This window comes from Ruegeria sp. BHSB172 (assembly GCF_059613165.1).
In genome coordinates, this window is sequence record NZ_JBXWRZ010000008.1 from 37,559 (window position 1) to 52,077 (window position 14,519).

The 14,519-nt window shown below is 64.4% G+C and carries 15 protein-coding genes; 3 read left to right on the forward strand and 12 right to left on the reverse strand.

Features of this window, described 5'->3' with window-relative positions; genetic code table 11:
- Positions 1-24 precede the first annotated feature (24 nt).
- From AC2FM3_RS06400 to AC2FM3_RS06420, 5 genes are all read right to left on the reverse strand, one after another.
- On the reverse strand, positions 25-1,623 hold the full coding sequence (locus tag AC2FM3_RS06400) for an ABC transporter ATP-binding protein (protein WP_496680026.1): 1,599 nt from the start codon (positions 1,621-1,623) through the stop codon (positions 25-27).
- Entirely contained in the window at positions 1,620-2,435 is an 816-nt protein-coding gene (locus tag AC2FM3_RS06405) for an ABC transporter permease (protein ID WP_496680027.1), read from the reverse strand. The genes AC2FM3_RS06400 and AC2FM3_RS06405 overlap by 4 nt, the downstream gene beginning before the upstream one ends.
- Positions 2,432-3,379 carry an ABC transporter permease gene (locus tag AC2FM3_RS06410; RefSeq protein WP_496680147.1) on the reverse strand — a complete coding sequence of 316 codons (948 nt, stop codon included), beginning with the start codon at positions 3,377-3,379 and terminating at the stop codon, positions 2,432-2,434. The genes AC2FM3_RS06405 and AC2FM3_RS06410 overlap by 4 nt, the downstream gene beginning before the upstream one ends.
- A gap of 40 nt (positions 3,380-3,419) precedes the next feature.
- On the reverse strand, positions 3,420-4,505 hold the full coding sequence (locus AC2FM3_RS06415; RefSeq protein WP_496680028.1) for a ligand-gated ion channel: 1,086 nt from the start codon (positions 4,503-4,505) through the stop codon (positions 3,420-3,422).
- Between the two features lie 61 nt (positions 4,506-4,566).
- Positions 4,567-6,054 (reverse strand): ABC transporter substrate-binding protein, encoded by a 1,488-nt coding sequence (locus tag AC2FM3_RS06420; protein ID WP_496680029.1) that lies wholly within the window; start codon positions 6,052-6,054, stop codon positions 4,567-4,569.
- A gap of 172 nt (positions 6,055-6,226) precedes the next feature.
- Here AC2FM3_RS06420 and panB point away from each other — a divergent pair, with 172 nt between their 5' ends.
- From panB to glpK, 3 genes are all read left to right on the forward strand, one after another.
- Positions 6,227-7,066: a 3-methyl-2-oxobutanoate hydroxymethyltransferase gene (panB, locus tag AC2FM3_RS06425; RefSeq protein ID WP_496680030.1), complete on the forward strand. Its 840-nt coding sequence runs from the start codon at positions 6,227-6,229 to the stop codon at positions 7,064-7,066.
- Positions 7,063-7,914 carry a pantoate--beta-alanine ligase gene (panC, locus tag AC2FM3_RS06430; protein WP_496680032.1) on the forward strand — a complete coding sequence of 284 codons (852 nt, stop codon included), beginning with the start codon at positions 7,063-7,065 and terminating at the stop codon, positions 7,912-7,914. Before panB ends, panC begins: the two co-directional genes overlap by 4 nt.
- A gap of 71 nt (positions 7,915-7,985) precedes the next feature.
- Positions 7,986-9,464 (forward strand): glycerol kinase GlpK, encoded by a 1,479-nt coding sequence (gene glpK, locus AC2FM3_RS06435; RefSeq protein WP_496680033.1) that lies wholly within the window; start codon positions 7,986-7,988, stop codon positions 9,462-9,464.
- Positions 9,465-9,492: 28 nt separating this feature from the next.
- On the opposite strand, the gene smpB is transcribed toward glpK, so the two are convergent.
- The 7 genes from smpB to AC2FM3_RS06470 form a co-directional block, all read right to left on the reverse strand.
- Entirely contained in the window at positions 9,493-9,975 is a 483-nt protein-coding gene (gene smpB, locus AC2FM3_RS06440) for an SsrA-binding protein SmpB (RefSeq protein ID WP_496680035.1), read from the reverse strand.
- A 47-nt stretch (positions 9,976-10,022) separates the two neighbouring features.
- The gene (gene idi / locus AC2FM3_RS06445; RefSeq protein ID WP_093964071.1) at positions 10,023-10,565 is read right to left on the reverse strand and encodes an isopentenyl-diphosphate Delta-isomerase; all 543 of its coding nucleotides are present in this window, start codon (positions 10,563-10,565) and stop codon (positions 10,023-10,025) included.
- A 187-nt stretch (positions 10,566-10,752) separates the two neighbouring features.
- Positions 10,753-11,166, reverse strand: a complete 414-nt coding sequence (locus tag AC2FM3_RS06450; protein WP_496680036.1) for a c-type cytochrome — start codon at positions 11,164-11,166, stop codon at positions 10,753-10,755.
- A gap of 111 nt (positions 11,167-11,277) precedes the next feature.
- The gene (locus tag AC2FM3_RS06455) at positions 11,278-12,291 is read right to left on the reverse strand and encodes a P1 family peptidase (RefSeq protein ID WP_496680037.1); all 1,014 of its coding nucleotides are present in this window, start codon (positions 12,289-12,291) and stop codon (positions 11,278-11,280) included.
- Between the two features lie 81 nt (positions 12,292-12,372).
- The gene (locus AC2FM3_RS06460) at positions 12,373-13,119 is read right to left on the reverse strand and encodes an SDR family oxidoreductase (RefSeq protein WP_496680039.1); all 747 of its coding nucleotides are present in this window, start codon (positions 13,117-13,119) and stop codon (positions 12,373-12,375) included.
- A gap of 60 nt (positions 13,120-13,179) precedes the next feature.
- A complete protein-coding gene (gene arfB / locus AC2FM3_RS06465) occupies positions 13,180-13,599 on the reverse strand; it encodes an alternative ribosome rescue aminoacyl-tRNA hydrolase ArfB (protein ID WP_496680041.1) in 420 nt (139 codons plus the stop codon).
- A gap of 263 nt (positions 13,600-13,862) precedes the next feature.
- A complete protein-coding gene (locus AC2FM3_RS06470) occupies positions 13,863-14,507 on the reverse strand; it encodes a queuosine precursor transporter (protein WP_496680043.1) in 645 nt (214 codons plus the stop codon).
- Positions 14,508-14,519: the final 12 nt, after the last annotated feature.

Genomic DNA, 14,519 nt, shown 5'->3' on the forward strand with positions numbered 1-14,519 from the left:
AAAACAGGCTCTAACAAAGAGGTTTCATGCTGCGCCTTGCCCGAAATCGGGCAATTTCGGCACGGCTTGGATCAGGGTTTGCGTATAGGGGTGCTGCGGGTCCGAGAACACGCGCTCGGTCTCACCTTGCTCGACGATCCGACCCGACTGCATCACCATCACCCGGTCGGTAATGGTGCGCACCACGCTTAGGTCATGGCTGATGAACAGGTAGGTCAGGTCATAGGTCGCACACAGCTCGGCCAGCAGGTCGAGGATCCGTGCCCGGACCGAGACATCCAGCGCCGAGACGGCCTCGTCGAACAAGATCAGCTCGGGCCGGATAATCAGCGCGCGGGCGATGGCGATGCGCTGGCGCTGCCCGCCCGAGAATTCGTGGATGTATTTCCACGCATCGTCGGGCGACAGGCCCACGGCGGTCAGCATCTCGGCGATGCGATCCTGCCGTTCCGACCCGGTGGGCGGGGTTTCCAGCAGGTGAAAAGGTTCGGTGATCAGGCGGGCAACCCGGTGCCGGGGGTTGAAGCTGCCGAACGGGTCCTGGAACACCACCTGCATCTTGCGGCGCACGGCCAGGTTGGGTTTGTGCCCGGTGAACACCGGCTGGCCGTCCAGCAGAATTTGCCCGCCCTGCACCTCCTCGAGCCCTAAAATGGCCCGTGTTAGAGTCGATTTTCCGCAACCGGACTCGCCCACAAGCCCAAGGCGTTCGCCCCGATTCAGCGTGAAACTCACATTGTCCACGGCGCGATGATGGCCGGGCTTTTCGAACAGCCGCGCACGCGGCAGGCGATAGTCGCGCACCACCTCCGAGACCGAAAGCAGAGGCGCCGGGGCCGCCGGGGCGGGCAGTTCGACTTGGTGGTTCGAGGCCTCGAACAGCATCCGCGTGTAGGGATGCTGCATGTTGGTCAGCAGCTGACCCGTAGGCCCGGCCTCGACCACTTCGCCGTTGCGCATCACCACGATCCGGTCGGCCATGTCCGCCACCACCGCCAGATCATGGGTGATCATCAACAGGCCCATGCCGTATTCCGTGACCAGACCCTTGAGCAGATCGAGGATCTGCGCCTGCGTCGTCACGTCCAGCGCCGTCGTCGGCTCGTCCGCGATCAGCAGCCGGGGGCGCAGCGAGATGGCCATGGCGATCACCACCCGCTGCCGCTGCCCGCCCGACAGTTCATGCGGGTAGCGGTCCAGCGGGAACCTCTCGGGCGGCACGCCGACGCGGGTCAAAACCTCACGGGCACGGGCCTCGGCCTGATCGGGCGGCATCGCCTTGTGGATCAGGATGGTCTCCATCACCTGCGCCCCGATGGTCTGGACCGGGTTGAGCGCCGTCATCGGCTCTTGGAACACCATGCCGATCGCCGCCCCGCGCAGGGCGCACATCTCGGCCTCGGGCAGGCCCAGCAGGTCCTGCCCGTCCAGTTGCAGCGATCCCGATGTCCGCGCCCCGTTGGGCAAAAGCTGCATCACCGCCAGCGCCGTCATCGACTTGCCCGAACCGCTCTCGCCGGTGACGGCCACGATCTGTCCGGGATCGACGGACAGGCTTACGTCCTTGAGGATGCCGACGGCGTGGATCGACAGCGACAGGTTATGGATTTCCAGCAAGCTCATGCGCGCGCCACCCGGATGCGGGGGTCGAGCCAGTCGCGCAGCCCGTCACCCATCAGGTTCAGCCCCAGCACCGTGACGATGATCGCCAGCCCCGGAATCAGAGCCAAATGCGGGGCAAAACTGACCATTGTCTGCGCGTCGGCCAGCATCCGGCCCCAGCTGGGCGTGGGAGGCTGCGCGCCCAGACCGACATAGGACAGACCCGCCTCGGCCAGAATACCCAGAGAGAACTGAATGGTGCCCTGCACGATCAAAAGGTTGGCGACGTTGGGCAGGATGTGCTCGGCCGAGATCCGCGCCGCGCCCTTGCCCGCGACACGGGCCGCCAGGATAAACTCGCGCTCCCACAGGGACAGGGCCGCGCCGCGGGTGATGCGGGCAAAGACGGGGATGTTGAAGATGCCGATCGCGATGATCGCGTTGATCGCGCCCGCGCCGAAGACGGCGGTGATCAGGATGGCGATGACCAGCGAGGGAAAGGCAAAGACCAGATCGTTGCCGCGCATGATCAGCTCGTCCAGCCAAGACCCCTTGCGCGCCGCCGCCGTCAGGCCCAGCGGCACGCCCAGCGCCATGCCGATGCCCACCGCCACCAGCGCCACCGCGATAGAGGTGCGCGCGCCCACCATGATCATCGAGAACAGATCGCGCCCGAAATGATCGGTGCCGAACCAGTGCTGCGCGTTGGGTTGTTGCAGCTTGTCAGGAATGTTCAGTGCGGCGTGGTCATAGGGCGTCCAGACAAAGGAAACGAGCGCTGCGAGAACCACCAGAGACGACAGGCATGCGCCGAGGATCAGGTTGCGGCTCATGTGCGGCTCCTCAGCCGGGGATCGACGGCGGCATAGGCCAGATCGACCAGGAAATTGACGGTGATGACCGCGAAGACAAGCAGCATGACCACCGACTCGACCACGATCAGGTCGCGCGACGAGATCGCCTGAAACACCAGCCGCCCGAGACCGGGCAGGTAGAAGACCTGTTCGATGATGATCGCCCCGGCCAGCAGGAAGGAAAACTGCAGCCCGATGATCGTCAGCACCGGGATCAGCGCGTTGCGCACCCCGTGCCGCCACAGCGCCTGACGGCGGCTGAGGCCCTTGGCGCGGGCAGTGCGCATGAAATCCTCGCCTAGTATGTCCAGCAGGGCCGAGCGCATCACCCGCGCCAGGATCGCCGCCTGCGGCAGTGCCAGCGCGATGGCCGGCAGAGTCAGCGAATGCAGGCCGGTCCAGATGCCGTTTTCCCACCCGGCAAAGCCGCCCGCGTTGAACAGGCGCAGATTGATCGCAAAGACCAGCACCAGCATCATCGCGAACCAGAAATTCGGCACCGCGATGCCCAGCTGGGTGGCGCCCATCACCGCGATGTCCCCGGGCCGGCCGCGCCGCGAGGCCGCATAGATGCCCGCCGGAAAGGCGATGGCCGTCGACAGCGTGAGCGCATAGAGCGCCAGCGGCAGAGACACCCACATCCGGTCCGCGATCATGGTCGAAACCGGTGTGCGGTAGGTGTAGGAGGTGCCGAAATCGCCGGTCAGCATCCCGCCGACCCAAGTGAAATAGCGCTCGATCTTGGGCACATCCAGGCCAAGCTCGGCGCGCAAGGCCGCCAGCGTGTCGGGCTGCGCGTTCACCCCCAGCATGAAGGATGCCGGATCGCCGGGTGCCACCTCGATCACCGCGAAGATGACCACCGAGGCGACCGCAAGGCTGAGAACCAGCGAAATCAGGCGTTTGAACGCATAGCGAAGCATCAGTGCCACGTTAGGCGCGGTTTTGCCCTGGGTCCAGCGCCTAAGATGCTAGCAGATAGGCATAAACCGCCCAGCCCACGATCGCGGCATAGCCCAGCGGATAGATCCACTTGATAACGTAATTGTCGAGTTTGCGGGCGAGGTCGTCGCGCCCCGAAATCTTGATCTTTCGCAGCACCACGTTGAAGACAATGATCGCGCCCGTGACCAAAAACATCCACTGCAGGATGAAGTCGACGAAGGTGAGATACCCCAGTTTGGGCAGGTCGGCCGAGATCGCCCAGTTGAAGGCGATGAAAACCAGCAGGTTGGCCCCGGACATCTCGATCCGCTTGCGGTATTCATCCAGAAAGAACAAAGCCCAGCTGACGGTGATCAGAACCAGCATCGGTAGGAAGACCCGGATGATGTAATAGGTCAGGTGCCGCTTGCCCTCGAAGACCAGATCCACCTGGTCGCTGATCCGCCCCGATACGCCGATGACGTGGTTCTTCTCCATCCTGTCGTTGCCAAGGATCCACTCTTCCTCTCCCAGCTGATCCCCCAGCCCCGAAAATTCGCGTAGCGGCACGAAGGACACGAATTCAGACGGCAGGATCGATTCCACCTTGAAGTGGAACTCCTGGGTGTCGAACGGGTATTTCAGAAAGTTGAAATGGGGTGCCTGCAACGTCAGGGAAGATTTCTCAATATAGATGACCCGGCCGTCGCTATGGACCGCGGCCACGGATTCGTGGATCCAGCGGTTGGACTGCTGGTTCTGGACGACGAAGACGGGAATGACGGTGCCGATGGTCGTGGTCGCGTAATCGGCAAGCTTCTTGGGATCGACCACCAGAACCTCTCGCCCTCTTTCTTCCGGATCGAAGGCCAGTGCCGGATCTTTCCATTCGCCACGAATGACCACCACGGCGCCATAGTTTTCGGCCTTCTGATCGACGCCGGTGATCTGGTCGATCTTGATTCCGATGCCCACCTGCAAGGGTTCGTCGGGGATTTCCACCTTTGTCGCAAAGCCTTCGGACAACAGATCCTGGGCGCCGGCCGGACCGGGCGAATGGAACAGCCCGGCGAGCAGCAGGGCGAAGTTGAAGATCAGAATACGCGAAAGGCGCAAAAAATACATGCGGACCAGCACCTTGGGGTGAATGCGGAGGCCCGGGCACCCGGGCCTCCTGCCTTTGCGGTCACTCGGACCAGGAAATCGCGGCAAGGTCCGTCGCCGCCGTCGGCGCATTGACCCACAGGCCCTTGACGCCGGCCTTGGCCACGCTCAGCGCCGCCAGCTGGAACAGGTATCCGTTGACGTAATCCTCGGCGATGATCCGCTGCGCCTGCTGCAGCAACTCGGTCCGCTTGGCCTCGTCGGTCGTGGCGTTGAGCGTTTCCATCAGCTTCTGGAACTCGGGATTGTCATACTGGAAATAGTAGTCCGGCCGGGCATAGATGCCGATATCCATCGGCTCGGTATGACTGACGATGGTCAGGCCGTAATCCTTGCCCTTGAACGCGCTTTCCAGCCACTGCGCCCATTCGACGTTGATGATCTCGGCCTTGATGCCGACTTCGGCCAGCTGCGCGGCGATGATCTCGCCCCCGCGCCGTGCATAGGAAGGCGGCGGCAGGTGCAGGGTGGTCTCGAACCCGTCCGGGAACCCTGCCTCGGCCAGCAGGGCCGTGGACTGTTCTGGGTCATAAGCCGAGTTGCCGGTCAGGTCGACATAGGCCGGGTGGTGCGGCGCGAAATGGGTGCCGATCGGGGTGCCGTAGCCGAACATCGCGCCGTCGATGATGGCCTGCCGGTCGATGGCATGGGCCAGTGCCTTGCGCACGCGAACATCGTCGAACGGTGGCCGCTTGTTGTTGGTGGACAGGATCGTTTCGCCCTCGGTCGAGCCGACCAGCACCTGGAACCGCGGATCGGCCTCGAATTGCGGCAGGTTTTCGGGGGCCGGGAAGCCGGTGAACACGTCCACGTCCTCGGCCATCACGGCGGCAAAGGCGGCGGTCGGGTCCGAGATGAACTTGAAGGTCGCCTTTTCCAGCGCCGGCTGCTCGCCCCAGTAATCGGGGTTGCGCTGCAAGACGACGCGATCGCCCTGCACCCATTCGGCAAAGGTGTAGGGGCCGGTGCCGATCGGGTTGGTCTTGATGTTCTCGATGCTTTCCGGCGCCACGATCACCGCGTCGCCCCACGCCAGGTTGAACAGGAAATTGCCGTTCGGTTCCGTCAGGGTGATCTTGACGGTTAGCGGGTCCACGGCCTCGACGGACTCGATCCCGGCGAACAGGGCCTTCTGCGCATTGGCGCTATCCTCGGCGGTGGCGCGGTCGAGGCTGAACTTCACGTCCTCGGCATCCATCGTGGTGCCATCGTGAAAGGTCACGCCATTGTGCAGCTTGAAGGTGTAGGTCTTGCCGTCCTCGGAGATGTCCCAGCTTTCGGCCAGCGACGGCACGATCGAGCCATCCCCCATGAAGCGGGTCAGACCCTGGAACACGTTCGCATAGACCACCGAGTCGATGGCCTGCGCGGCGGCGCTGGTCGGGTCCAGATGCGGCGGCTCCAGCTGCATGGCGATGGTGATGTCCGACTGCGCCCAGCCCTGGGTCGCAAACAGGCTGGCGCCCACCGCCAAGGCGGACGCAAAGGCGCGATACCTTGATTTCGTCATGAAAATTCCCTCCCCTATGCTTACGTCGCAGCCCGGTATTTCGCGGCCGCCTGCAATCACTGTTCCCCCAAACCTCAGGTCAATCAAGGAATTGTTGGCGCAACCGGTCTTTGAAAACGGAGACGCTCTCTGCTATGCCGCGCTGCAACATGACTTGTCCACAGGACCCGAGATGAGCGCGACAGCCCGCAAGAAAGCCCCGAACGCCGAGGATATCCGAGCAAGAAAGGGCGGCGAGCCACTGGTCAGCCTGACCGCTTACACGACACCGATGGCACGGCTGATGGATGCCCATTGCGATTTCGTCCTGGTGGGCGACAGCGTCGGCATGGTGCTGCATGGGCTGACCTCGACCCTTGGCGTGACGATGGAGATGATGATCCTGCACGGCCAGGCCGTCGCCCGCGGGCTGGAGAAGGCGATGATGGTCATCGACATGCCTTTTGCCAGCTACGAGGAAGGTCCCGCGCAGGCCTTCCGCAACGCGGCCCGGTTGATGGCCGAAACCGGGGCGGGCGCGGTCAAGCTGGAAGGCGGGGTCGAGATGGCCGAGACCATCCGCTTTCTCGTCAAGCGCGGCATCCCGGTGATGGCGCATGTGGGTCTGACGCCGCAGTCGATCAACACGCTGGGCGGCTACAAGGTGCAGGGCCGCGACGAACAGGCCGAGGCGGTGCTGGCCGACGCCCGCGCCGTGGCCGAGGCCGGGGCGTTTTCCGTCGTGCTCGAGAAGGTTCCTCAGGGTCTTGCCGACCGGATCACCGCCGAGGTGCCCATTCCCACCATTGGCATCGGCGCCTCGGCGGGCTGTGACGGTCAGATCCTGGTGGTCGATGACATGCTGGGCTTCTTCACCGCATTCAAGCCGAAATTCGTCAAACGCTATGCCGATCTGGGCCCGCTGGCCGAGGCCGCCATTGCAGAATACGCCGCCGAGGTGCGCGCCCGCACCTTCCCCGCAGCCGAGCATGTGTTTGCCGATCAGGCTCCCGCCAAGGGGGGCAAGGCATGACCGCGCCCATCCTGCGCACCCTGCCGGACCTGCGCGCCATGACCCAGGCCTGGTGCCGGGCAGGCCAGACCATCGGCGTGGTGCCCACCATGGGCGCGCTGCATCAGGGGCACCTGTCGCTGGCTCAGGCGGCGCGGGCCGATTGCGACCGGGTGATCGTGACGATCTTCGTCAACCCCAAACAGTTCAACAATCCCGAGGATCTGGCCAAGTACCCCCGCACCGAGCAGGACGACGCGGCCAAGCTGGCGCCGCTGGGGGTCGACGCGATCTATGTCCCCGACCCGGACCAGATCTATCCCGACGGATTCGCCACCACTGTGTCCGTCGCCGGCCTCACCGACGTGATGGAGGGCGAATTCCGCCCCGGACATTTCGACGGCGTGGCGACCGTCGTGGCGAAACTGTTCCTGCAGACGCAGGCGGACCGAGCCTATTTCGGCGAAAAGGACTATCAGCAGTTGATGGTCGTGCGCCGCATGGCCCGCGATCTGGACATCCCGATCGAAGTGATCGGTTGCCCCACCGTGCGCGAGCCCTCGGGGCTGGCGATGTCCTCACGCAACCTGCGTCTGTCGGACCAGGGGCTGGTGACCGGGGCGCGGATGCATGCGGTGATGCAGGACATGGCCGGGCAACTGGCGCAGGGCGCCGCGTTCGCGGATCTGGTGGGGCCGGCCCGCGACACGCTGCTGGCGGCAGGCTTTTCCGAAGTGGAGTATATCGACCTGCGCTGCTCCGAAACGCTTACGCCGCTGACCGCCGCCACCCGCCCCGCGCGCCTGTTCGCCACCGCTTGGCTGGAGGGCGTGCGCCTGATCGACAATATCGACGTGCCGGTGGCCTGAAACTGGGGTCTGGAACGGCCCTGACCAATCGCCTAATGTCCCCTGAAAATGACGACAGGGGGAGCACGGGCATGACCTATATTCTGGCAATCGATCAGGGCACCACGTCCTCGCGCGCGATCCTGTTCGACGCGCAGATGCAGCGCGTGGGCACCGCACAACAGGAATTCACCCAGTATTTCCCGCAGGAAGGCTGGGTCGAGCACGACCCCGAGGAAATCTGGGACAGCGTCCTGAACGTCTGCCGGCAGGTGATGGACGAGGTCGGTGCCTCGGCCGACCAAATCGCCGGGATCGGCATCACCAACCAGCGCGAAACCACCGTGGTCTGGGACAAGACGACCGGCAAGGCCATCCACAACGCCATCGTCTGGCAGGACCGCCGCACCGCCGAGATCTGCCGGCGGTTCCGCGACGCGGGCTGCGAGGATGACGTGACCGCCCAAACCGGCCTGCTGCTCGACCCGTATTTCTCGGGCACCAAGGTCAAGTGGATACTGGACACCGTACCCGGCGCGCGCGACCGGGCGGAGGCGCGCGAGCTGCTGTTCGGCACCATCGACAGTTTCCTGATCTGGCGCCTGACCGAGGGCCGCGTCCACGCCACCGACGCCACCAACGCCGCGCGCACCCTGTTGTTCGACATCCACAAGGGCAACTGGAGCGCCGAGATCTGCGATCTTCTGGACGTGCCGCTGTCGATGCTGCCCGAGGTGCACGACTGCGCGGCCGATTTCGGCCAGACCAGCCTGTTTGGCGGGGCGATCCCGATTCTGGGCGTGGCCGGTGACCAGCAGGCCGCCACGATCGGGCAGGCCTGTTTCCAGCCGGGCATGATGAAATCCACTTATGGCACGGGCTGTTTTGCGCTGCTGAACACCGGCACGCAGACGGTGGAGTCGAAAAACCGCCTGCTGACCACCATCGCCTATCAGCTGGACGGTCAGCGGACCTATGCGCTGGAAGGCTCGATCTTCATCGCGGGCGCGGCGGTGCAGTGGCTGCGCGACGCGCTGCAGATCATCGACTCGGCCCCGCAAAGCGGCGAACTGGCCGCGCAGTCCGACCCCAACCAGCATGTCGTGCTGGTGCCCGCCTTCACCGGGCTGGGTGCGCCCTATTGGAAGCCCGACTGCCGCGGCGCCATGTTCGGTCTGACCCGCAACTCGGGTCGGGCCGAGATCGCACGGGCCACGCTGGAAAGTATCGCCTTCCAGACCCGCGACCTGTGGCACGCGATGCAGGGCGATTGGGGCGCCGACGCGGACGTGATCCTGCGGGTCGATGGCGGGATGAGCGCGTCCGACTGGGCGATGCAAGGTTTGTCGGACATCCTGGGCGCGCCGGTCGACCGGCCGGTCATGCAGGAAACCACGGCGCTGGGCGCGGCCTGGCTGGCGGGGATGAAGGCCGGGATCTATCCCGATCAGGCCGGATTTGCCGACACCTGGGCGCTGGACCAACGGTTCGAACCGATCCTGCCCGAGGCTGACCGCGAAGCGGCCTATGCGCGCTGGAAACGGGCGGTGCAGGCCACCATGGCGTTCTGATCCACTCTGACCCGCGGCGCAGCCCGGGTCAGCCGTGATCCTTCAGCAGACGCTGTTTCTGGCGCGACCAGTCGCGCTTGGCCTGAGTTTCGCGCTTGTCGTGGATCTTCTTGCCCTTGGCGATGCCGATCTTCAGTTTGGCCCGGCCCTTGTGGTTGAAATACAGAACCAGCGGCACCAGCGTCATGCCCTTGCGCTGGGTGGCGGCCCACAGGTTCGACAGTTCCTTGCGGGAGACCAGCAACTTGCGCCGGCGGCGCTCGTCGTGCTTGAACGCCTTGGCCTGCTCGTATGGCGCGATGTAGCTGTTGATCAACCACAGTTCGCCATCCTCGACAGCGGCATAACTTTCGGCGATGTTCGCCCCGCCCGCGCGCAGAGACTTGACCTCGGACCCTTCCAGCACGATGCCGCACTCGATATCCTCTTCGATCGCGTAATCAAAGCGGGCCCGCCGGTTTTCGGCGATCACCTTGTAATTGGGGTCTGTCTTCTGCTTTTGCTTGGCCATGACGCCGTGATGTATGCGGCTTCGTCAGCCCTTGCAAGATGGGCGCGTTAGGATTTGGCCGAGATGATCAGGTCGGGGCCAAAGATCGTGTCAGCGTGGTTGTGCAGGTAGATCTTCAGCCACGGGGTGAACCGTTCGGGATGACGGCGCACTTCGGCCAGCAGATCGTGATAGTCGATCCAGCGGATCTCCATCACCTCGTCGGGATTGGGCTCGATCTTCAGCGGCCCGCGCACATGCGCCAAGAACACGTCCACGACCTCGTTCTCGACCATCCCGTTTCCGACATCCGCATGATATTCCAGCCGGTGCCGGTATTCAGGATACAGCCCGGTGATGCCCAACTCCTCACGCAGACGGCGTACGGCGCAGTCCGAGGAGTTTTCGTCCCAGTCGGGATGGGTGCAACAGGTATTCGCCCACAGGCCGGGCGTGTGATATTTGCCCAGCGCGCGACGCTGCATCAGAATCTCGGTGCCCCGCACGACGAAGACCGAGACCGCCTTGTGCTTGAGCCCCTTTTCGTGGGCTTCCAGCTTGTCCACGGGTGTCAGCTCGCCATGAACCCAAGCCGGGATCATGATTCCCATCTGTCCTCTCCTGATGTGACTGCGTCGCTCTGGCGGCATCGGCGACTGGGCGCGATGCGCTGGCGGGTCGGGCGCAGCGTTGTTGGTCTGCGACGAATCTGGCGATGATCGACGTTTCAATCAAGCGCACGAAAGGCCGCAGGGCTGCGGCCTTTTGTACTTGTTCCGGTTTTTTGGCAAGTGCGGCTTATTCGGCCGAAACGCTTTGCAGATAGGCAAAGACGTCTTCGCCACCCTTTTTCAACTTGAAGGTCATCTTCGACTTGGCCGAGGTTTCACCCAGGTAATCTTTCAGGAACGCCTTGGGGTCCTGAACATAGGCGACGAAGCTTTCCTCGTCCCAGACCAGGCCTTTTTCACCGGCCGCAACCAGGCTGGCGCCGTATTTGAAGCCTTCCTCGGCGCCGGCGGTACGGCCCGCGATACCGTACAGGTTCGGCCCGGTCTTGCCGCCCTTGACGATCGTCTCGCCCTCGGGTGTTGCGATCATGTGGCAGGACTTGCACTTGTTGAAGGTCTTGGCGCCGGCTTCGGCGTCGCCTTCGGCCAGGGCCGGCACGGCCAGCAGGCCGACGATGGCAGTCGCGATGATACGTTTCATTGGCGTTGCTCCGATAAGAATTGGCTGCCCTTTAACCAGTATCAAACCCGCGCGAAGTCAATGCGCAATTTGACGCGCGGCGGTGACCTGACGCATTCGAAAGGGCTATTTTCAAGGCGTGCTTTTCAGGTCCGACCAGCACGGCAGAAGGTCGCCCGGCGCCGGTTTCGCATGGTAGACCGCGCGCGCTATGGCGCGGGTCAGGCACAGGGCAGCGGCGTGGCCCAGCAGAGCCAGATCAACATCGGCCGAAGGGGTCCGCCCCGTGCTGACGCCGAACACCAAGTCACCGTCGCCCGGCGTGTGGGCGGGCAGGATGGCGCGGGCGATACCGTCATGGGCGGCCACAGCCATGCGCTGGCACTGCGGTTTGGTCAGGGCCGCATCAGTGGCGACGATGGCGATGGTCGTGTTGGCCTTGTCGGGCGGGGGATGGCCCATTGCCCGGGCCTTGCGGCTGGGCGCGGGAACCCCCAGACCGGACGCCGCATCCGGCCCCAGCCCGCCGAACTCGGCCCCGATCTCGAACGGGGCGGCCCAAAAATGCTGGTCGCTCGGGGTGGTGACGCTGCCCAACGGGTTGGCCGCAACCAGCGCACCCACGGTCACGCCGCCCGGCAAAATCGCCGAGGCCGAGCCCAGCCCGCCCTTGCACATGGCCGTCAGCGCGCCGGTTCCGGCCCCGGCGCTGCCCAGATCGAACGTGTCCGCTGCGGCGTCAAATGCGGCCCGGCCCAAAGCGCGGTACGGGTTTTCACCCCACGCCTTGTCGCCGCCGTTCAGAAGGTCGAACAGAATCGCACCGGGTACGATCGGCACCACGGCCGACCCTACCTGAAACCCACGACCTTGGGCATGCAGCCCGTCCATCACGCCCGAACAGGCATCCAGCCCGAAGGCCGAGCCACCCGAAAGCACGATCGCATCCACGCGATCGACGGTTTTGTCGGCCGCCAGCAGATCGGTCTCGCGCGTGCCGGGGGCGCCCCCCATCACATGCACCGAGGCCCGCAGGGGCTGATCTCCGGTCAGGACGGTGACACCCGATTTCAGGGCCGCGTCCTGAGCGTTGCCCACCAGCAGGCCGGGTATGTCGGTGATCAGGTTTCTGGGTCCGGGGGTCATTTGGGTTTGTCCTTTACTGCGGGAAAGCGCGCCGGTGCGCGCTGCCTCCGGCGGGGATATTTTGGGCCAGATGAAGGGGCGTCAGATGCAGCGGCCGCCGTCCACCTCAAGCGCGGCGCCGGTGATCATGCTGGCCTCGTCCGAGCACAGGAAACAGGCGGCGTTGCCCATGTCCAGCGGGGTCGAGAACCGGCCCAACGGGATGGTCGACAGGAACCTGGCGCGGATTTCGGGCGTGTCCTCGCCCATGAAGGATTTCAAAAGCGGCGTTTCCCCCGCCACCGGGCAGATCGCATTCACGCGCACACCGGACGGGGCCAGCTCGACCGCCATGGTCTTGGTCGCGGTGATCATCCAGCCCTTTGAGGCGTTGTACCAGTTCAGGTTCGGGCGCGGCGACAATCCGGCGGTCGAGGCGACGTTCAGGATCGCCCCCGACCCGCGCGATTTCATATGCGGCACCAGCGTCCGCGCGGTCAGAAAGACCGACTTCATGTTCACAAGATAGACGCGGTCGAAATCTTCTTCGCTGACCTCCTCCAGCGGCGTCGGCAGGTGGGTCACACCGGCATTGTTCACCAGGATGTCCAGATGGCCGTAGAGTCCCAGCGCCGCATCCGCCATCGCCTGGACCGAGTCGCCATCGGAGACATCCACCTGGCGGTGATCGGCCAGTGGACCCAGCGTTCCCGCCATGTGACGCGCGGCATCCCCGTTGATGTCGGCGATCATCACCCGTGCGCCCTCGGTCAGGAATTTCTGCACGATCCCGGCCCCGAACCCGGATGCGCCGCCGGTCACGATTGCGGTTTTTCCCTCCAGCCTCATGGCCTTGCCTCCCTGCCGCCTGTCGCGGTCAGACTAGCAACGGCAGAGAAAGATGCCAGATCAATCTTCCGCCACCTTGCCGCGCAGCGCCTTGACGTCGGACCGGGCCTTCTTTGCCGCCAGCCGGCGCTTGACCGAGCCGTAGGTGGGTTTCGTCGCGATCCGTCGCTTGGGTTTGACCAGCGCCTTGCCGATCAACTCGGCCAGACGGGCGCGGGCGATCTCGCGGTTGCGGGCCTGGCTGCGGGTCTCGTTGCATTGGATGATGATCGCGCCATCCTTGGTCCAGCGCCGCCCGGCCAGCCGTCTCAGCCGCGCCTTGACCGGGTCGGGCAGCGAGGGCGAGCGCGCGGCCTCGAACCTCAGCTCGACCGCAGTCGAGACCTTGTTGACGTTCTGCCCACCGGGACCCGAGGCGCGGATGAAGCTCTCGGTCATTTCCCAATCGTACAGGGTTATATCATCGGTGATGCGCAGCATGGGCGTGACCTTACAGGCGTCACCCGAAAACAGAAAGGGCCGCCCCGGCGGGACGGCCCTTCGAAAGTTCAGGAGGTCGGGTCGGTTAGATCAATCGACCAGCCGGAGCGCGCGCTCCGCCAAGGGCTGCCCTAGCAGGCGGTCCCCCCGGTTGTTCCGACACCTCTCTCCAATCTCTTTCTCGACACTGGATCACCTCCTTTTCTATCTGTTGCGGTTGAAAAGGATGGTGACACAACTTGTGCCATTCTCAAAGCGTTTTTTTACGCGGGCTGTGCGGTCAGGCGCGCGACGATCACCTTGAAGGGGATCAGCGCGACCAGGGCCAGCGACAGCTTCACCAGCCAGTCGGCAAAGGCCAGCGTCACCCACAGGGGCGCCTCGGGGCCCGACAGCATGAAGGGCACGGGCTCCCACGCCCAGTTGATGGCCGCATCCGCTTCGGCACCGAAGAAGGTCACCGAGGCCGAGAAGGCGATGGTGAAGAAGATCGCGGTATCCAGCGCCGATCCGACCAGTGTGGACACCAACGGCGCGCGCCACCAGCGGCCTTCGCGCATGGCGTTGAACACGGTGACGTCGGTCAGCTGCGCGATCAGGAACGCGGTTCCCGAAGCCACGGCGATGCGCAACGGCACGGCGGCGTAGGTAAACCCGTCGCCCTGCAGCATGATCTGGCTGCCGATCAGCGAGCAGATCACGCCGGTGACGAAGCCGGCAAACACGACCTTGCGGGCCGGACCCGCGCCATAGACGCGGTTCATGATGTCGGTGACCAGAAAGGCCAGCGGATAGGTGAAGGCACCCCAGGTCAGCAGCCCGTCAAAGATCAGGAACTGGACCAGGATGTTCGAGGCCACGACGATGGCGGCCATGGCAAGAATGCCGGGGATAAAGCTGCGTTGCATGTTCTGATGCCC